Below are 19,527 nucleotides of genomic sequence, written 5' to 3' on the forward strand. Positions count from 1 at the left end.
AACATTACGTTAGACGGAATTTACGCTGAGCTTAGTGCTTAAGGTTCTGTCTATGATTGTGGATTAGAAGATTTAGCTACATTGTTGGATCCTTAGGCATGAGGAAAAGTAAGGCAAGTTGCAGGTATGAAACTGAGTTCAATCTCTCTGGCATACTTTGGGGCAAAAGTTTATAGCAACAAAGCTCACGAAAACACTCCATGCTCTAAACGGCCAATCAAATTGAGTACAGCCTTGGTATCTTCGGCTGTCGAAAGCATATCAATTGGTCGTTTGTTACCAAGTCCTCGAACTGGGTGCTTAAGCCAGTGATTAGCAGCTTCTTCATTACCACACAGTGCTAACGCAGCCTGAAATACTTTATCAAAATTCTTTTTGGTTTCTTTATTCACCTTAAACTCCGCCCAAATCTATATGATAACTCCTATACACCATACCTACATCAGGAAAAGTTGGTCAAATAATGATTAGCGAACGGATAGATAGTAATGAGCTCAGCAATAATTGGGTAAAGACGATTTACGAAACAACTTCTTTCGCATTTTTGCAAGACCCTCTTGCAAAACTTAGGTATTAAAATTTATCCAACAGGCTATTGGACAATTGGGCATGTAGGGGTAGTTGCAAACTTTGCAACTACTGAGGATTCCTCGGTAGTTGTTCATTAGCTAATCCTATGGGTTTTACTATGGCTCCTGAAACGTTTTGGGGTATTTTTGAGCTAGCAGGATTTACTAGCTCTTTCGGGCCAGAAGCAATACAGGTCGAAATGCTGAATTTATATTGAATCAAACGACTTGGTAAAACAATAGGCCTATTCAAGAAGCCAAAAATGCCGATATTACCCGCTGTTTAAAAGCTCCGAGCCGAAGCTCATCAAACGCACCAAATGCGACATCAATATTCTCAGTATTCCTTGTCGTGCTATTCCATACCAACTTAGAGCTAAGTCCTCCTCTCTCTTCTAGCCCCCCCTTTTCGCTCAGACGGTTGCGCTTAGTATCTGGCTCGGCTTCTGCAAACTTTTCCCATTTTGCATATATACACGACTCAGGAATATCTTGTTCGATCCTTTCTGCATAGTCAATCAAGCTTTGTTCAGCAAAAGTGAATAGCCACGCTTGTTGATTTGTCGCGCCGTTCACACGAAGAATTCGCCCGAGCACCTGTCTGAAGTATAATTCGGTTTTGACAGAACTCATGTGACAACACACTTGAAGGCGCGGAATATCAGTTCCCTCACTAATCATTCCAACGCTGACAATCCATTGAGTATCGCTTAGTCTATAACGTTCAATCTCTGCTAAAGGCTCTTCATGCCGATAGGTCACTATTGAGACCGATTGAGCATACTTTTCAAAAAGTACCTTTTTAATTGTTTGTGCGTGCTGAACTGATGCAGCAACAATTAACCCTCCAGCCATCGGGGATAAAGCACGGATTTCGGCAAGCTTTTTGCAGCCCAATCCAAGTAAGTACTCCATTGCATCTGGATTATGAATGATGCTTTGATATGAGGCCTTAGTCTGCTTAATCATTTCCAATATTGAAGAAAAAGACTCCACCTTCTCATCGTTCGTCACGGTCAAGTGTTCATTATCAACCAAAACAATCTTAGGGGCTCTGCAAACCTTATCCCCGATTGCTTGTTTCAACGTGTATTGATAATCAACCAAAAGTATCCCGTCAGGATCGCTGTACTGTCCCAATACTATCGGCAAAGAGTCTGAACGCCACGGAGTCCCTGAAATAGCAAGGGTATACGTTGCGAGTCCTTGAATCTTTGCAAGGACTTGTTGCCCCCAAACATTCGCATTTTCAATCTCTGTACCAGAGCAGTGGTGTATCTCATCAAAGACCACAAAAACTCGATGATTTCTTAACGTCAGCCAAAACTCTTCATTTAAAAATTGAATCGACTGATAAGTGAGAGATCGTCCAATAGAACCTAACCCTCCATTAAAGGTACAATTTAGAATCTGTGAAAAGGTTTTCTTTATTCCACTTGAAACCGTTAAAGAGGGTGAGAAACATAATACAAGGTCGATCTTGTCCTCTTGTATCAACCTTGAAGCGACCGTCGCAGCCAGTACCGTTTTTCCAGCCCCTGGAGTTGCTTGGCAGAAAAAGTGCTGTTGGTTTGAGCTGTATTTCTGTAATGCCTTCTCTGAGCATTCTGCCTGCCATTGCCTTAGCACGACTGGTTGTCCTCACAAAGTGTTTTGAGAACACTGGTGAGTACATTCACTCTTCCTAACAACTGCGCTGAATGCACTCTTGCTTGCTCAAGAAGTGGAAGCAACCTCGGCTCGAGTTCAGGAAAGCGGCTACAGAGAGATTGATACTCATTAATCTCCCCAAAAACAATCTCTAGCTCACCTTTGTACTGATTGCGTTCGTGTCTTAATACCGAGTAAGCAGACGAGGTGGTAAAAGTAACCTTAGTTTTGTCTGATGCAGTATCGATTTGAAGGCCTTTAAATAAGTCTGTTTGAAAGTATCGTTTCTGCTGCCCCGTCCCTTCAACTCGAAGCCAATTGTTCTTCACCAAACGAAGGAGCTGTCGATAAACCTTACGACGAGCATCATCCAAATCAACATAGGAGTCATCAATCGAAACAAATGCATCTCTTAGCTCAACAACTAAAAAACCATCCATCTCTTTTTCAATCAATAGGTTGTGCATTTCATCACTGATTTTCAAAGAACGCTTCATGTACCGCATACACCACTAAAATACTAAGGATTGCTTAGTATACAGAAATCAGTAAAACTAAGAAAATCTTAGTTACCGTGAGATCAGAGAAATGAAACTTAAGTGCCATTCGAAAACCCAATTCCAGTGCGGCTCAAAGAAGCCCGCAAAAAAGCAAACCTCTCTCAAAAAGCATTGGGAGTACGTATAGGTATGGATGAAAGCTCTGCTAGCCCAAGAATGAATCAATACGAGAAGGGTAAACACACACCAGACGTACAAACCTTAAAGCTATTAGCCGATGAACTAGGTGTGCCTTTAAGTTACTTTTTCTGTGAAGATGCAAGCGCCGCAGAACTAGCATGTATTGTTTCTCAAATGACAGAGAGTGAGAGGAAAGAATTAATTTCATCATTACTAGCCAAAAGTAAACGTGAAGTCTAATTGCACTATCCAGACTTAGATTTGGTCTGCGGCCTGACTAAATAGGTACTATTTAGGATCTTCCTTTACTGTTTCTTGTTGGCAGAATTCAAAGGCGTAATTACCGAGTACGTCCACACAGTATGTCCACTCCCAAGCAAGGAGCTGGACAAAAACGTGTCAGTGGCTTCGCTAAATTAGTAACAAACGGATAACCATAGGTATGGCAAATCCTCTAACGTTTGGCTAAGTCAACTGATCCACAACACATCACCAAGTCCGAACAAAATCTGTTATTTATTACCATCACATCTTTAATGGCTAAACATTGATACCTGTTAATATTTTTGTTCGTGCCCTTTCGAAGATTAATTGATAGAGTAGCTTATAAATCAGCAACTTTGGTGTCTTTAGGGTTATTAACTGTTGGAGCGATAGGCAGTGGTGAGAGTTGAAGTGAAGCATCTTCATTTTATCATGGAGCGGGCACAGATCCCAACGTGGGTGAATCGAATGTGTAACCTCGGCTTTATTGCGAGCATCTTGTTCGGCTTATACTGCTTTACTCAACTTACTTTGAGTGCCTTAACATTGAATATCGAACTCAAATGGTTTTTCGGGTTTGCAGCGTCTCTATCCTTTTTCTGGGTCATCGTAGAGTGCAAGAGTTGGTTGTTTTACAAAACCCTGTTTAAATCTTTTTGTATAGAGAAGCCAAATCCAGATGCCGTTGAGTTTTTCCTCGATAATCATCTGTATCGAGGTTCAGGGAGCCAACATGCATTGAAGCAATATTTGGCGAAAACAGAGCACAAGGAATTGTTGTGAGAGTGTTGTATATCGATGTGGTTGGGCTTCTCTATTCAAAGCGCTACCTTGAAAGCCACGAAGTCTTTTTTGATGACCTGAAATTCACTATCAGCTATCAACCAATGAGCATCACAGACAGCCTACCTCATGACGCAGTATCTGCGAGGTTGCTTGAAAAAGCTGTTTCGGACGCCTCTTTGAAAATCTACCCTGTTGAGCCGTTTAGATCCTATAAATGGGTTCGAGACCAAGAGGTTTTCAGTCCTGCATCTTTGGCTCCTGATATCGATTGGCGAGGAAAGCTGAGAATGGGGAGTGGCGGTACTACCGCAAGAACGCTCTTGCATGCGGAAAATTTAGGGGTAAAACAATGGTGGTGCTGTGGTGGCAGTAAGTTAAATTGGCAACTTGCACATCAACAAAGCCGATACTTAAAGTCATCGGCAGAGTTAGGAGTTACCCCTCAACTATTGAGTCGCATCCGCGCCCTTTAACCGACCTTTCGGCTGATAAGAGGTGGCAATAGGCACTAATGCAATACATTGCGTGCAATCACAGCAGAGCTGGTGGCTAAATAGAAACCATTAGCTATGCAGCACTTAGATCAGTTATGTAGTGCTCAAAGGGAGCTTAGTATGACATTTAAAGGACTAATCAGAGTTTTACTGGGCAAGGTTGAGCACCCAATCATTGTATCTCCATGCGACTTCGAGGCACTGTACTGCCTGTTTCCGAGGCCCATTACCTATGTCGGTGAAATCGAAGTCAGAGTGCAAGACTATTTTGATACGCATGTTTTAGTTGATGGGCTAACTCAAGAATATCTCTTAGGGAGTGCTATTGATTATCTATATGAAAAACAAGATGAACACAGCTTATTGGAGGTAGAGAAGCTAGAGCTTAAACATCTTGAACTGCGCTATCCACATTTTTTTTAACCATCAACACCCAACTTGGTTGCTCACCTCGAAATTATACTAGCCTTAGAGCACCTAAACGCTGCTTATGTTACATTTCCGTTACACGCTAATAAACGACCTAATTATGCAAGGCATCATACATGTACTCTGCGTTTTCAGTTTCATTTACAATGGCAAACGTGCAACAAACTCGCTTCAACATTGAGTGCCCGAAAACAATCACTGTTAGTGCTAATTTATATTTGTCTAGTTCATCAGTCTGATAATCAACAGGAAAACCTTCTACGCCTAACTTGCCATCTATAATCAATCGACACACTTCAACCAGCTCTGACAAAGTGCAGTCCCATGATGATGCCAACTCGTCAAGCAGGCAAGCTTTTGCGACATCCACATTATCGAAAATAAAATGGTTGTTTCTTTTTTGCTCGGAAAGAGAAGTGCTACTTTCCTTCTTTACATATCGTTCAACAAAGGCCTCGATAACTTGCGAGTAAGGCGAACTCGGGTCAATATCTTCATTAGAATAGTTCCAGTATTTATCCGCGACTTGTCTTTCCGTAGTTCGACACCCCAACACCTTCGGCAAGTATGTGCCAACCGCCCCTTCCCTTTTCAGACATGAAGATACTGTAAAGCAAGACAGCAAGTTCTGTTTTAACTGTTCAATCCTGTTAAGAATCCAATCCTTTAATGAGGAGTTCGCTGCGTCATCCATTGGCGCAACCTCATCGCAGATGGCATATAGGGCCATAACGCCGATTATCAAGTTAACAATCCGGTGTTTTCCATCAATTATGACATTCGCCTGTAATAAACCTTCCCCTTGGTCTAAGGGCCTCACTCCATAGACTGCTGCGGCGATAAGCGCTCCCTTAAAGTGCATTTTTTCAAGGTTCTGCGGGTAGATATTGAAAGAGCGCACCATAGTCGAAAACGTTTCCTTGATCTGCTCAGCATCATCGCAATAGTCACAGTGAAAACCCGGAATCAAGAAAAAGCTGTCATTGCTTCCCAATAGCGACTGTAGTGTTTCTGATCTGCATTCGAGTGACTTTCGCGCCCAATCAGCATTAACAGGAACAATACTAATACCCAGTGCTCGATATGTTTGTCTTAGTTCTTCGGCTTCAACATAATGGATTACATCATGATAATAGCGTGACAATAGCAGGCGATCTTGACGATGAATAGCGGATAAGCTCTCTAGGCTCATAGCCTTATCATGATACTCGCGAGCTCGCACTGAGTAACCCGCCTTCCAGAAAGTCAACGCCGACAAAAGTAGGGTTCGGCAACTAAAATCATTGTCCATGCTAACCTGCTGTGTCACATGGTTCATTGCGTCCATGACACTGGTAACAGCATCTGAGCTCTGCCGCATCTGCATGTAAGCCGAAGGTAGGTTGAGTAGCGCCTCCTCGTAACTTATTGCCACTTCCAAAACCACGGCCTTATGTTTGATCCTGAGGTAGTCTTGTCCAACCGAGGAGCGCCACTCCTCCTTTGAACGAAAACTCGTAATTGCTCTCTCACAGTGATTCACAGATGCTTGATAGTGCTGTGCATGTAAGCAATACTTGGCAAGTGTAGCGTGAATGATGACGTCACCAGCTGCCGAGCAGTGTGCATCCTTTTGGCTCAATACGTTATGAATGGATAATGCCATCTCCTCAGTGTGCACAGCTCGTTCATATTGCTCCATTTCAAAACAAATTAGCGCTTTTATTCGAAGGTGCTGAATGTACGTTTCATTCCAAGCCTGAGGGTTTTCTTTCAGTAGAGGCTTCATAGCCTCCATTAAGACAGTGCTAAGCCGCATCGACTCATTGTAACGATCGTAAGTCCGAGTTGTCAGTGCTCCTTTTGAGTACTTAGCTTCATCGGCTTGAGTTAAGCAATAGACCATATTCGAAGTGAGACCTTCAATGTAGTCGTTCCGCCAAAAATCGGGGTTACGATAGAACCCTTGCTCTCTGATGCTAAAGGATTCTTGTCGTTCGCTATGGTGTGACGACTTACGGGAACACAGATATTCATCAGTAGAGGCAAGGGCCAATAGCGCCGAAGCTTTGAGCTTGGCCCAGCTTTCATCATTCTCTGTTAGCTGGTGTTCATAGCGCCCAATAATTTCAAGCGCATCTTTACAAGTATCATGGGCTTTTTGAAAGTCATTAATTGAAGAGTAAAAGTCATCCACCAAATACTCTGATAACGTTACGAGGTGGTAAGCATACCTCATGTCTAGCTCTGGGCTAGTTCCCGTTTCATGGTACTGCTCAAAGACCTCACAAACTTTTTCCTGACAATGCTTTGCTCGCCACCTCGCCGGTGCTTTCAAAAATAGCTTGTACTTGCAATGCAGCAATTCACAGTAAAACGCATAATGCTCCCCTGGGTAACGCTCAAAATAAGTCGAATAAATCCTAGACGTCTCGAAAATAGGCAAGCTGCTTACTAATCCGTGGTTTAAGTCAAAACAAGCGTTAAACCAATCAATGCGATTTTGAACAAAACGCTTTGCCCAGACATTGCTATCCTTCTTTAAAGCCTCCCTCAGCAAACGATCTTTGATGAGTAAAAGATTTAACACTTCATCTGCATCCTGTTTGGCCAGGAGAGCAATCGGTTTGTCACTAACAAAAGGCGCCCCAATAGACTCTAGCGTTTCAAGAACCAGCTCATAAAACGCGACCCATGATTTTTCTTTCGGTGTACCACACACTAGACTAAGCAAACTTTCTCGTTGGCTAACAAGGTAGTAGTTCAACAAGCTATGGTAATGACGGTAGCTTTCCTGCGGCGAATCCACACGGCGCAGGAGCTCATACACCTGCTCGATGATCGTATAGTGCTCTTCCTGAATATAGAAGTTCGTCCCTTTTCCAAAGACGTGTTCTTGCATGGGGATAAGCAAAGGGTCTCGTGTGTTTCGAAGGGATTTTAATAACGTTAATACATTGTCTGGCGAAAACTGAGTGCCAAGTATCGATGAAAAAATCAAAGTATTTGCTGCGGCGTTACCATAGTCATTGAGATACAGCTTAAGGTGATGCAACCTCTCTTCAAAAACTGCGTACGTTGATAGATTGAACCGCAGTGTATCGTGCACTGAAGAGGCTTGTTTGAACGCGTCATGATACTTACTACGCAAGGATTCAAACGTTCTTTCCATCGTATAGCGAATACTCGTCACATCGTCATTGAATCTGATAGGCTCAACCAAAATTAATTGCTCTGCATCCATGCCATCGTATAGCCTTTGCTCACAAAGCATGTTGATCGCTTCAATTGCAAACAAAGTATTGACCGTCTCTGCATTGGAACCCGATAACTGAGAGATAATCGCCTGACTTAATTCAGCCGCTTGCTGTTGATTGCCGGCGACGACCTTCTCGATAAATGCTTGAAGCTGAAAACAGTCGAAGCCTCTAAGGTGTAGGCTACTTGCTTGCGGTGTGACGATCCCCTGAGCATACTCGGTATCATCACTACCGAAAGTACCAATCGCCTTTAACAATGACAGCCTAAAGGCATTCTCGTCTTTTGATTCAGCGTGGACCTTGTACAGCGTCGCCGCATCACTAGGCCTCACCGAAGTCACTACGTAAAGGGAGTAATGCTTGGCAAGATGAGTTAGGACGTATTCACTGGAACTTTCATCAATCCATTGAAGATCGTCAATAAAAAGCATCAGTGGCGAGCTCGGGTCAACCAACTTGCACAGCAGGCTGATTGCTTTATCGAGTTTATTAAACTGTTGCTGCTTGTAGCTGCTGTGCTCACCATTCAAGTCACCGCTGCCCACTTGTTTGGTCTTCTCAAGCACAGATCCCACATCAAGACGCTGCTTGACTGCCAAACCGGTATTGATGAAGTTGTCTACGTTACTAAACACTTTACCAATGGCATCGACAACCAGCTTTTCTTTATCCAGATTAAAGAAATAGTCGAGGCTCTTTTCTTTCCAGTTTTTTAGCTGCTCTAGCCTTGCTGCCTCCTCGAGAATACTTTGCTCTAAAGAACAAAGCCCTGTATTGAGAGAGCTGTGTCCGTTCTCGTTAAGCATGGAAAGCACAACGCTGCGCTCAGGCGCAATGTCATCGATATGCTTTTTAATGAGAGTGGTCTTTCCAACGCCGGGCTCACCGCTCACTGCCATCATAGTAAAACCCGAATGTTTCTCAAAGCGGTCTCGAAGCGCTTGCAGTTCACTCTCTCTCCCAATAAAGTGAGAGTGCTTTGCAGCCACAGTGGGTACTTCATTATTTGGGCTCACTAACATCGCGTAGCGCTGCGCGAAACGGCGCTGCTCATCAAGAAGGCGTTTCTTAGTTTCTAACGCCTTGGGCACTTTACCGTAGGGCTGGCACTCCTCATCGCAATGCGCGTAAACCACAGAGAGGCCCAAATGCATGCCCTCGTCTTTTCGGTGTTTTGCATATGACAGTAACAACGAGATGATCGCTAAAGAGTTATCATCGAGCCTGTGAGGGTTTTTCACATAGAGTAGTTTCGAGGAACCAATGGAGGTGGCGAGCAATACCTTAAAAGTCAGCTGAAAAATATCGTGCTTCCCGGCTTTACTAAACGTCTGCGAAAGTAACTCTAATTCCCCTATCGCCTCACGACTTAGACTTAATGGACGTTTAGGCTGCTCGCCCGTCATCCTTGCCACGCCATTTGCAATGGCATCTTGAATTAAGCCCTCAACATTACCCGTGATTTGGTTAGAAACATCAATGGTTTCTGTGAGCGTATTGAAGAGTATGTTTGAAAAACGTTCGCCTAAATCGTCAAAGAGAAAGTCCACCCCTTTGTCAACATAGGTACCAATAAACTGATTGAGTAATCCGCCAGTCCCTACCGCAAGTCCGGTACTAATAACCTCTCGGACGATCTCAACGTTTTTAATATTTTTGATTTCATCTTGAAGCTGCTCAATCAAACTCTCCAAAAGAACAAACGGCTCTGTGCCTTCTTTTATTTGTCCATCTATGACAATGATGTTCGTCGCATTTCTCTCTGAGTTGGCGTCATACATCGCTTTTGCAAGAAAATAAGAAACATCGACGCTCGATTGCTCGGGTTTGGGAGCAATGGCGTCCATTTCTTTTTTGTTGAGTTCGATTAAGAGAGGCGTATCTAAGGACTTGATAAGCTGCCGCTGATAGCTGATTAGTTGAGACTTAGAGTTCATTTATAGCTTTTATTCTTTCAAGGTTTGATCCATTACACCAGACGTTCAGAAATATATCAAGAATATGAAATCATTGACTTTATAATAAAAAACTTAAGCCTTGGGCGTACAAATATCAGAACGGTACGCAAAGAATATTTAGTGCATTTCACGAATACAATTTCTCGTATTTGGTCAACAACTTGTTGACCAAATAAATATTATGATGGTTTTATACATGCAAACACGTTTTGGGGCAAAAACGAGTCAGCTTTAATAACCCCAAAGTTGTGATCACCCCAAAGTATGATCTAGACGAAAAAGGTGGCTGATTGAACAATTCTCAAGAGAACGCTAGTCTTTCAAAAAACTTTCAAACACTTGATTGCGATGGTAGTTTAAGTATTCTTCTTTGGGTGGTGACTTTCTCGGTCTGTGAATTTTTACCCCTTTAATCAGGTCTGTTACAGCTTTTAGCGGTAGATCGGCATTCACAACGTCAGAAACGACTACTTTATTTTCGGAGCTAAGTGTTATATAGCCCGCATCAAAAAGCTTGTCATGCATAACACAAAGCGAAATTCCATTTGATGGGTCGAGACGGATATCCTTTCGTGTAGCCCATGGAATAATGTGTGATCCTATTAGTAGGGATTTGGTTTGAATTCCACATATGGCACATATATTCCCATAGTTATTCTTAACCTTATTTGAAAAGACACTTTGCTTCGAACGTCGATTCGCTTCACTTCTTTCATCATCCGCATGGTAGTTTTCATTTTGGATATCTTGAAGCGCCTCTGTAGCAGCTTCATTGTCATACTCAATATCCCTCGCTCCGAGCTCCATTAAGGCAATGAAGTCCTCTCTAGCAATCTTGTTCATTCCGTATTGATTGAAGAAGTACATCCATGAGCCTGGCTTTCGGTCTTTAAACGTCCATTTGAAATTGTCGAGATCATCAGGGTGAAGATTATTGATAAATGGGTACGCTTTACTTATAGCACCATTCACGCGAGTTTCATCATCTACGTCAATGCCTAAATCTACCGCAGAGGTAATTGTCTCGATTTTACCTGCACCAAAAAAGTAAAACTTACCGGTTTCAGATGCCTTGCCCGGCCGACGGTATATGAAGAGGTCCCCAGGCTTAACTAGGCCAAATTTGTTTGTTCGCCAAGAGTATTTTACAAAGTCCGTATCATCATGCTTCACACCGCTTCCTTTAGTATCAAGTATGAAGAAATTTGTGCCAGAATTGTTTAGCTCTTTCTCATATATTGTTTTGTAATTCATAACCTAGCTCAGGTAATCAACCGATATTATCTAGACACTATATTGTCTAGCAAACCTTCGTCAAATTCCAGTTTTCAAAACGGGAGTTAGACGGTTGCTAAGGTGTCGGGGAAAGCTGTTAAAGGTTGAAGGCTAAACTAACAGGGTTAGCCTAGCTGGTTTTGTGGCAGTTCTAGTTAATTAGAAAATTATGCATAATTACGTCTATGAAAAGTCACTAAACTTAATACCCAGTCTTTGTGATGCGCGTTATATAGCTATCAACTCTCACATCAATCTCGACAAGCTCTTTTGATCGATTCTGGATTGTGAGACCAGATTTTACTGGACAAGCTGGTTCTGAGACGATTTTGCTCCGCCAAGCTTAGGTTGTTCAAAAATGATAATCCCGACATGACTTCAATTTCATCTATCGTCGTCAGGTAACGAAAGTGTTGATATGTGCCGTTGTAGTAACCGGCCCCCACTTGAGGGTAAATAAACGCGAGCACCTCCGGTTTTCCTTCTGTGAGCTCCCTTATTACTATTTTGAACAAAGCATCGGGGATCGCGACTTTGAATTCGTTTTCTTCACCTATATAGCCTGAGGGCATTCCGTCGATATAAATCGGCCCAGTCACCACCCAAAGCTTGCCATACTCTTGAGCCCAAGCTGAGGTGATGTATTCTAAATCGAGCCAGATCCCTTCATTGAATTTAGCTCGTTGAGGAACCGCATTTAAAAAGGTGTGTGTTTGCGCTGCCGCTTCATGGCTAATCCTCTCTGCGATTAACTTCATTTGGAGGTGCCCACGAACATACCAATCAGGGTTAGCACTTCTAAACGCTCGTGCGTATCTATAACTATTGTCTTTCGGTGCTATCCCCTCATCGACAAACCGTCTCTCCGATCGCCACTCTGGCCGCTTCTCAGTAGGAATACACTCTTCAGCATACTTCTTAATCTCATAAGCTACCCACTCCGGTGCCCCTATTACATCCTCTCCGGGTAACCCGTCATTATCATCTTTGGAATCCATACTCGCAGTGAAGGCGATGAAGTCTTTAGTTGTGTCTTTCGGCAAAGTGCCCCATTTGTCGTGTTCATAAGGAATTTGATTTTCAGCGAAGCTATATGGCACGGCCAAAGCCAGCCGCATAATCAACAAGATAGAATGGTTCATCGACACTTCCCTGTTATTCTGTCAGTTGAGGAACGCTTATAGTGTAAGCATAGCACTTTGCACGGCCTAACTTCTTGTGTCGGTTTGGGAATGTGTCGAGGATATGAGGGGCGAGCTGGATACAGCGGTCGCTATGGTTTTGGTGGGAGGGTTTTGGACATTTCTAAGTTATGACCCAAAGATCATTCTTACTTTTTCGGATTAATTCTAGTATTGCAACCATGCGACCTGCCTACATGTGGTGACTAAATTCCCTTATCCACTACACAATAGTAAATCCAACTGACTCTAGTTGCTGCCTTTCTGCTGGTTTCAGCGTTTTCACTGCCCAAATCAGAAGTTCTCTCGGCCTTGATGATGCAACGTAAGCAAACCTAGCAGCCTCGCTATCAGGGTCTTTGAGCCAATCTTTCCAATGAGCATCACCTCCTGAGCGAGCAGATGATATAACTATAGTGGCCGAGTGGGTTTCGCCTTTCGCACTATGAATCGTTCCTTTTGTAAACTGCAAAAATGGCTTGTTAGTAACAGTCAATGACAGCGCAACTTCAAGTTTGGCAGATCCTGGCGGGGAAATTAAGTTAACGTCTTCCAACGGAGCTAGTGTGCTTACAATAGCTTCAGAACAAAAGCTTTGCTGTGGGAGAGCTCGGATTAATACCTTTGCTTTTTTTGCCCAGCTTGACCACTCAATATCGACATTCTGTAAAGAGTTACTAATCAAATAATTTAAAGCCCCATATAAAAACTTGCGCCATGTAAGGTTAGAGCTAATAGATTGAGGACAATTTAAACTGTTTGGCTTATAGCTTTCCTTTAAGTGATAGCGAAGAAACTCTGAGAAGTGCTGTAAAGACTGATTGAGGGCTTCCATATTATCGGGGTCATATAGCTTAACAGCGAGAGCTAGCCTCTGAATGTTGTTTGGCTTGGCAATAGAAGTCTGGAATTTATTCAGTATGGAGTGGCCTCTTGACACAACGACGTTGTTTTCGAACCCATCACATTTTTCCTCGAAAGAACTTATGAGTTCTGTAGGGCACTTGTCATACTGAAGCACTAAGCACCTTGGTTCAAGCCAAGTCATGTTTCCAACTATATTGTCACGACCAGTTAATGTCGCACAAAGGTTGACGATATTTTGGCAACTTCTAAAATTTCGCGTTAGATACAAGCAAGTGAAATTATTATCTTGTGCAAACTGTTTTACTTTTTCTGGCTCAACTTTACGGAAGCCATAAATTGCTTGATGAAGATCTCCAACAAAGTGGAGACTTGTTCCATTACGGGCAAGTAGCTTTACAATTGTTAGTTGTAATTCTGATAGATCTTGGCACTCATCAACAATGATTAGTGGATATCGTACCGCAAGCAAAGAAAAATAGTTGTCAAACTCTTTTTTCTTCAGTGCTTTATAGGTTAAATATTCAATATCTTGATAGGTAGCAAACCCGCCTCTGAGCATTTTTCTCTTGGTAGTGATCAGATCTTGTATTTGGGTGTCTTCTAAGGCAATTGAATTAAGGGCTTTATCTAACTTTTGGTCAGCAGTTGCAAAAATAAATTTCTTCTTTATCGGGTCAAAAGAGTAATGGTGGGCACTTATTCGCCCGCGTTCTGAAATATCAGTTGCAGTTCGATATCCTAAATACGCACTTGGCTCAACAATGCGAATTGATGCATCATGCCCTTCTCCAGTATAGCCTGTCAGTTCTGTAGAGAGTGGAGAAACGATATTCTTGTACATAAAACTATCAAATGTACCTAAAAAGTGAGGGAATTTGCTCTGACCTCTGGGTAGATACTTTGAGACTCTTCTCGCTAACTCGTCTGTAGCGCTGTTTGCAAACGAAAGTGCAGCAAGTCCACCTGGATGCTTTTCCCAAGCATCGATTTCCTTAGCAACCTTTGCAGCAACAACTTCAGTTTTTCCGCTTCCGGGACACGCTTCCAAAAAGATGTTATCTTCTATACTTGAGTGCACATAAGCAAGTTGCTCATCAGTAAATTCCACAGCCATTAGCATTCCTCTGCAACATCAATTGATGTAGCCCACAGAATTGCATCCCTGATGTATTTAGGGACAGCAAAAGGGCGACCCTCACGTTGGATTTTTTCGGTGAGCACTTGAGCAAAAATCCCTTTCCCAATCTTATCGTCGTCAATTCTTTTTAGAATGTTGTGAGCCATTACAGCGACATCTTCTGGAGATTTTTTTGTCCAGTCTATCGAGGCTAGCTGTGAAAAATGTTCAATTATTTTGCTCGTTCCTGTTTCTGGCGTAGGCCACAGAGAAGCGATGATTTCAGACATTAACGCAGCATTATTTCCTTCCATAGCTAAGTCATACTCTAAGGTCTTGTAATTACTAACATATAGCCGAGCATTGGTAGATTCATTGATAGAGGCAACTAGTTTGATGGCATGGTTAGTCCCGTCTTTCGTGTTACCTTCATAGGGTCTGAAATCCTCTTCGATTTCTTTTATTTTGCTTGTATCTTCTGGATCGGAAATCTGCCTTGTTTGCCTCTTCGGTGGATCTAGATCTGTGATGCCGGCACATCTTACAGGAATGTTATTCCAGGAGCTCCTATCGTCATCATCTTTGCTATCAATATTGCAATATAACTGCATGAAATGCTTGAAATAGATTCCGTTTAAGTTAATTGCCGAGATGCCTAAGTCTTCAAGGTTTTGGCGTCCTTCTTCTTGTTCTTTCAGTACGATTTCTGCCAAGGCTGGAATTATCATTTGTTCTGCAATCCCTTCTACAAGGATTACGCCACCTGCAAATAATAAGTTTGATTTAGTTACATCTAACCATCGGTTTATGAACTGACTGCTAGTTTTAGGAAGTCCACAGGTACGCAGAGGAGTTGCTACTGGGGTTGGTGATTTGGACAAATGAATGATCGACTCAAGGTCTACAGAAGAAGCTAAAACGGTAGAGTGTGTAGTTACTATGACTTGAACATTTTTGTTCTCTTCCGCCACTGATCTTAAGTGATTTAACAGCCTTATTTGCAGCTGAGGATGAAGATGGGCTTCTGGTTCTTCAATAAGTAATAGCTTGAAAAGTGGTTGGTCTTCATCTTCGTCATCAAGCGTTAGCTCTGCCAAAATCGACGCAATATAAAGCAAGTTGTTATAGCCCAAGCTATTTTGACTAAGCTCACGGAACAGTTCCTGATCTTTTTCAGATAAGTCTGGGAAGAAGAGCAAGGTCAGGCTTTCGGCAATTTTAGTAAAATCACTTTTTGCAAATTGGATACTGGTTTTTTGCCCGAAGTAATGCCCAATTGCCTTGGTCAAATTATCATTTATTAGCTTACTAGCATCTTTAATCCCTAATTTACCGTCATCAGCCAATGATTCATTGAATTCTTTCAACTTAGATTCAAGAGGATGAAGTTTAGTGTCTCTTTTACACTCTTTTAACTGTTTACGATTTAGAGCTTTTAAAAGCTTTGATAGCCTAGATTGGCGTCCATTTGATAGTTTTGCCTCAGCGTCCCTTAATGGGGGAAGGTAAATACACTGAACGAGATCTAGTAACTCAGGATCAAACTGGGAGCTTCTAGATATCCCTCCCCAAATAACTTTTTTGAATCGCCCTCGAACTTCCTTGTTTTCAGCTTGTAGGTTTAACAGCGCAGTATTAGAGGCTCCCACCCAGGGAAGAAAAGCAACTTTGTCAGCTGCGTCTAGCCCATCAAATTCAGCGCTTATAGAGAGCGATGAAGCATCTATGCCTCCAGCGACAAAAGGGCTAAAAAAATCATCGCTAATAATGCTATATCTACCTGATTCAGAATCGTGAAAAAGCTGTCTAATAGCGCTAATTATGGCCGTTTTACCTGCGCCATTTTCACCAACTATCACATTTAATCCGCTTGCTAATTGGACGTTAAACTCTTTTCCAAAACACCGGAAACCTTCAGCTTTTAAGTTACTTAAATACATGCCTTACCCTACCTACTTGAATAGACATATTCTAACTGTTTGATATGGTTTGGGTAACTATATTGATAGCTGACTTGAGTGACTTAGCTAACACTATTCATGTACGATGCGGACTTTAATGGTTCTAACAGGAGGTCGACGAGTTCACTATATACACATGTTACTTTGCATAACCTTTACTATGGCAAACTAATGAAAAAGCAATGTGATTGAACTTTTACTCTAAATGATAAATTTACTCACAACGTTGGCGCGTTGAGGATTATCACAAAGCCTGGATAACCGGTGCCGGCGCAGAACGTCAACGCATGACTGAACCGAAAAACCTTGAGCGTATGGTCTCGATATTAGCCTTTGTCGCCGTTAGGCTCATGCAGCTGCAAGAATGCCTGAAGCTGGCGGCGCAACTCAGGGCTCGCGGGCTCAAATAACAGGCCGAAGCGATTGAGTCACAACCTTGCACAAACGTGCTCACACATGACGAAGGCGTATCCTCTATCAAGCTATTGACAAACTTGGCGGCTTTTATGACTCCAAACGCACAGGAATCGCCAGTTGGGCAACCATGAGGCTCGGGTGGGACAAACTACAGGATATGCTTAGTGGCTACTATTTGAGCAAAGAAACAGCATCGCTGCTGAATTATTAGACCGAGATATGATTAAGAGATAGACGTATGAGTTTTTATTTTATGAATAGACTTCAATTTAAATTTTTGGTTTTTGCGATCAATATCAAGATATTTAGTGATAATTTCCAGGCGACTGATTCAGCGGTTGCTATAGTTTAATATGCAGTCGCTAGTATTAAAAAAGACTTATCAAAAGCGTGTCTGGCAACTGCATAAATCCAGTTGGCTGGAGACATATTATGAGCAAATCAATACTCGTCGTCACCCACGGCATGGGTGAGCACACGGCAAGTGCCACTGAAGCAAAAATCATCAAAGCTGCAAACATTGCCTTGAGTCGATACCCTTCCTCAAAGGACGTTAAGTTTGAAAACCACGTCGATATTGTTTCTATTGGCTACGATGATATTTTCGAGGTAGAGCGGGAACGAATAAAACAGGCCAACGAGCCCATCAGTGCTTACTTTCAAGCCCATTCAAACCTGCCTGCCAGCTTTATTCAGCACATCGTCTCTCTGGAATCACAGATTGATAAAGATACCTTTTTTACTACCCATATCCTCGATGTATTGCTCTATGCGGGTTTACACGGACAAAGGGTGAGGTTGAGACTGGCTGAAAAGTTTGCCGAAGCTATGGCGACTCGCACCCAGCAACAGAAGGTTCATGTGTTGGCGCATTCACTAGGAACTGCGGCAATGCATGACACATTAGCATGTTTATACGGTGGGGGAATAAAAGACCCTGAGACTGGTATATCATATAGCTACACTCCAAATGAGCTAAGATTGGACTCACTCTGGATGGTTTCCAACGTCAGTAACTTGCTCTATTCCGTAAATCGTAAGCTCCTTGGTACAAGCCTGAACCCACTATCTACAAAAGTTAAACCAAGCCGCGACAATACTGGGTGCACGGAATATTTTTATAATGTTTTTCATGAATATGACCCGTTTAATCTCTTCTATCGTTTTGATCCCAAAGCGGATGAAGGTTGGGTGACAGTACGTGCCTATCAACGCAATTACATTCGTATGGAGACTGAAAGATTTACTCACTCTGCAAATCCACATGATCTGGTGGGTTACCTTAGCAACCCGAATGTGGCGATACAGTTTTTAGATAGAGTGATGCCTCAAGGCAGTTTCTCAGTTAATGATACTGAAGTTGAGAAAGCGCATCAGCAAGTTAAGGATGTATACCAAGGCGTAAAGGCCATCAAAAACTATGTATCAGCGATGGACTCATTTGATGATATGAAGGGTTTACTTCTGATGCTCAAAGACTATCGAATGTTTATAGAAAGTCTTTTTGATGACGATGATGAGTAACGGAGGACAAGCCATGAAAGTCTATAAACTAGCACTAGTCTTAGTGATGGGTTGGAGCCAAATGGTTAATGGTTCTGAGTGTCAACCATCCAGCGGATACGAACATTGGAACATACTGAACAAAACCTCAACAGAGCTCGGCGAAATGTTGTTGAAAGCGAAAGATAGGGGGTTGACAGAGTCGGAGAAAAAACAGGTGACAACGTGGCTTGAACGGTTGGAAATGAGTGCTGAAGAGGTAGATAGAACGCTGCTGTTAAATCAGGAAAACAGTACAACCCATTTGATGACTAAGTTTCAGCATCAAACGGAAGTGACGAACGTTTGGCCATTGTTTGGTGTCAGATTTGATAAGGCAAGACATGGGTCTGGCTCACCAGATGAATTGTATCTAGAAGATACCTCTCCACAAGACGGAGATGTGCTCGGATTTGAAGTCGATACCATCGCGAACAGTCAGCGCTGCGCGTCTGAAATGAAGTGCCTTTCGCCAGAAAATAACGCTAACGCCTGCCGACTCTATCTCGACGGGTGGGCGTCTGCGGTGAGCGCTTACAAAGACCCAATTGTTCAAGTTGAATCAAAGATAATTTCTGGTTTAGCGCTAGCCTACGGTAAAGAGTGGGATAATTATTTCGACAATGCGCGTTCTCAAACATTTCTAGACCGGATGGTGACTGCGGGCTTTAACCGAAAAGAGCTGACAAAAAAGGAGTTTGCCCTCCCTCCGAAATTGCAATACTTTCTCTTCCACCCAAATGCATTACTCGAATACGTCCATGACGCATCAGATGGTAACCAATTCAAAGCGGCCCTTGCGGTAGAATGGTTTGGTATCAACGCTTGGCGGTCTTGCTTAGGCGCGAACTTTGGGTGCGGTGCGTCAATTGTTAGTACATATTCTGATAGAGCCGGAGTTGATGACTTTGGGCATGGCGTTATGCTTCATATCAATAATAGTTACTCACTTGGGGTGACGACACGAGATGGTGACATTGGTTATTTTGTCACGGTGGATTTGCTTAAAATCTTTGAAGATAAGAAGAGCGAAGCTATGCGATGGCAACAAACCGCGAATAAACTGCTGAACAATCAATAGTGCACTGTGAGGTGAAC

13 protein-coding genes and 1 pseudogene are annotated in these 19,527 nt (G+C 42.6%); 6 read left to right on the forward strand and 8 right to left on the reverse strand.

What is annotated here, in order from left to right; translation table 11 throughout:
• Positions 1–185: 185 nt before the first annotated feature.
• The 3 genes from AB6E51_RS13945 to AB6E51_RS13955 all read right to left on the reverse strand — a co-directional run bounded on the left by AB6E51_RS13945 (position 186) and on the right by AB6E51_RS13955 (position 2,704).
• Positions 186–392, reverse strand: coding sequence for an antitoxin Xre/MbcA/ParS toxin-binding domain-containing protein (locus AB6E51_RS13945; RefSeq protein WP_372050127.1), 207 nt, complete (start codon positions 390–392; stop codon positions 186–188).
• Between the two features lie 426 nt (positions 393–818).
• The gene (locus AB6E51_RS13950; RefSeq protein WP_372050128.1) at positions 819–2,198 is read right to left on the reverse strand and encodes a DEAD/DEAH box helicase; all 1,380 of its coding nucleotides are present in this window, start codon (positions 2,196–2,198) and stop codon (positions 819–821) included.
• Positions 2,192–2,704: a hypothetical protein gene (locus tag AB6E51_RS13955; protein ID WP_372050164.1), complete on the reverse strand. Its 513-nt coding sequence runs from the start codon at positions 2,702–2,704 to the stop codon at positions 2,192–2,194. Before AB6E51_RS13955 ends, AB6E51_RS13950 begins: the two co-directional genes overlap by 7 nt.
• A 114-nt stretch (positions 2,705–2,818) precedes the next feature.
• Here AB6E51_RS13955 and AB6E51_RS13960 point away from each other — a divergent pair, with 114 nt between their 5' ends.
• The 3 genes from AB6E51_RS13960 to AB6E51_RS13970 all read left to right on the forward strand — a co-directional run bounded on the left by AB6E51_RS13960 (position 2,819) and on the right by AB6E51_RS13970 (position 4,866).
• A complete protein-coding gene (locus AB6E51_RS13960) occupies positions 2,819–3,139 on the forward strand; it encodes a helix-turn-helix domain-containing protein (RefSeq protein ID WP_048662950.1) in 321 nt (106 codons plus the stop codon).
• An 803-nt stretch (positions 3,140–3,942) separates the two neighbouring features.
• Positions 3,943–4,422 (forward strand): hypothetical protein, encoded by a 480-nt coding sequence (locus tag AB6E51_RS13965; protein WP_372050129.1) that lies wholly within the window; start codon positions 3,943–3,945, stop codon positions 4,420–4,422.
• 141 nt (positions 4,423–4,563) lie between these two features.
• On the forward strand, positions 4,564–4,866 hold the full coding sequence (locus AB6E51_RS13970) for a hypothetical protein (RefSeq protein WP_372050130.1): 303 nt from the start codon (positions 4,564–4,566) through the stop codon (positions 4,864–4,866).
• 100 nt (positions 4,867–4,966) lie between these two features.
• Here the strand turns inward: AB6E51_RS13970 and AB6E51_RS13975 are convergent, their stop codons facing one another.
• From AB6E51_RS13975 to AB6E51_RS13995, 5 genes are all read right to left on the reverse strand, one after another.
• The gene (locus AB6E51_RS13975) at positions 4,967–10,048 is read right to left on the reverse strand and encodes an AAA family ATPase (RefSeq protein WP_372050131.1); all 5,082 of its coding nucleotides are present in this window, start codon (positions 10,046–10,048) and stop codon (positions 4,967–4,969) included.
• Between the two features lie 333 nt (positions 10,049–10,381).
• Complete coding sequence (locus AB6E51_RS13980) at positions 10,382–11,323, reverse strand: HNH endonuclease (protein ID WP_372050132.1); 942 nt, start codon at positions 11,321–11,323, stop codon at positions 10,382–10,384.
• A gap of 272 nt (positions 11,324–11,595) precedes the next feature.
• On the reverse strand, positions 11,596–12,486 hold the full coding sequence (locus tag AB6E51_RS13985) for a DNA/RNA non-specific endonuclease (protein ID WP_372050133.1): 891 nt from the start codon (positions 12,484–12,486) through the stop codon (positions 11,596–11,598).
• Between the two features lie 262 nt (positions 12,487–12,748).
• Entirely contained in the window at positions 12,749–14,506 is a 1,758-nt protein-coding gene (locus AB6E51_RS13990) for a UvrD-helicase domain-containing protein (RefSeq protein ID WP_372050134.1), read from the reverse strand.
• The gene (locus AB6E51_RS13995; protein WP_372050135.1) at positions 14,506–16,449 is read right to left on the reverse strand and encodes an ATP-dependent endonuclease; all 1,944 of its coding nucleotides are present in this window, start codon (positions 16,447–16,449) and stop codon (positions 14,506–14,508) included. The genes AB6E51_RS13990 and AB6E51_RS13995 overlap by 1 nt, the downstream gene beginning before the upstream one ends.
• A gap of 236 nt (positions 16,450–16,685) precedes the next feature.
• On the opposite strand from AB6E51_RS13995, the pseudogene AB6E51_RS14000 reads away from it, so the two are divergent.
• From AB6E51_RS14000 to AB6E51_RS14010, 3 genes and pseudogenes are all read left to right on the forward strand, one after another.
• Positions 16,686–17,098, forward strand: a pseudogene (locus tag AB6E51_RS14000) (IS4 family transposase); the annotation flags it as partial.
• 221 nt (positions 17,099–17,319) lie between these two features.
• Positions 17,320–18,411, forward strand: coding sequence for a hypothetical protein (locus AB6E51_RS14005; protein ID WP_372050136.1), 1,092 nt, complete (start codon positions 17,320–17,322; stop codon positions 18,409–18,411).
• A gap of 13 nt (positions 18,412–18,424) precedes the next feature.
• A complete protein-coding gene (locus AB6E51_RS14010; protein ID WP_372050137.1) occupies positions 18,425–19,510 on the forward strand; it encodes a hypothetical protein in 1,086 nt (361 codons plus the stop codon).
• Positions 19,511–19,527 lie beyond the last annotated feature (17 nt).

Origin of the sequence: Vibrio sp. 10N.247.311.47, from assembly GCF_041467535.1 — a bacterium.
GTDB classification, from domain to species: domain Bacteria; phylum Pseudomonadota; class Gammaproteobacteria; order Enterobacterales; family Vibrionaceae; genus Vibrio; species Vibrio crassostreae_C.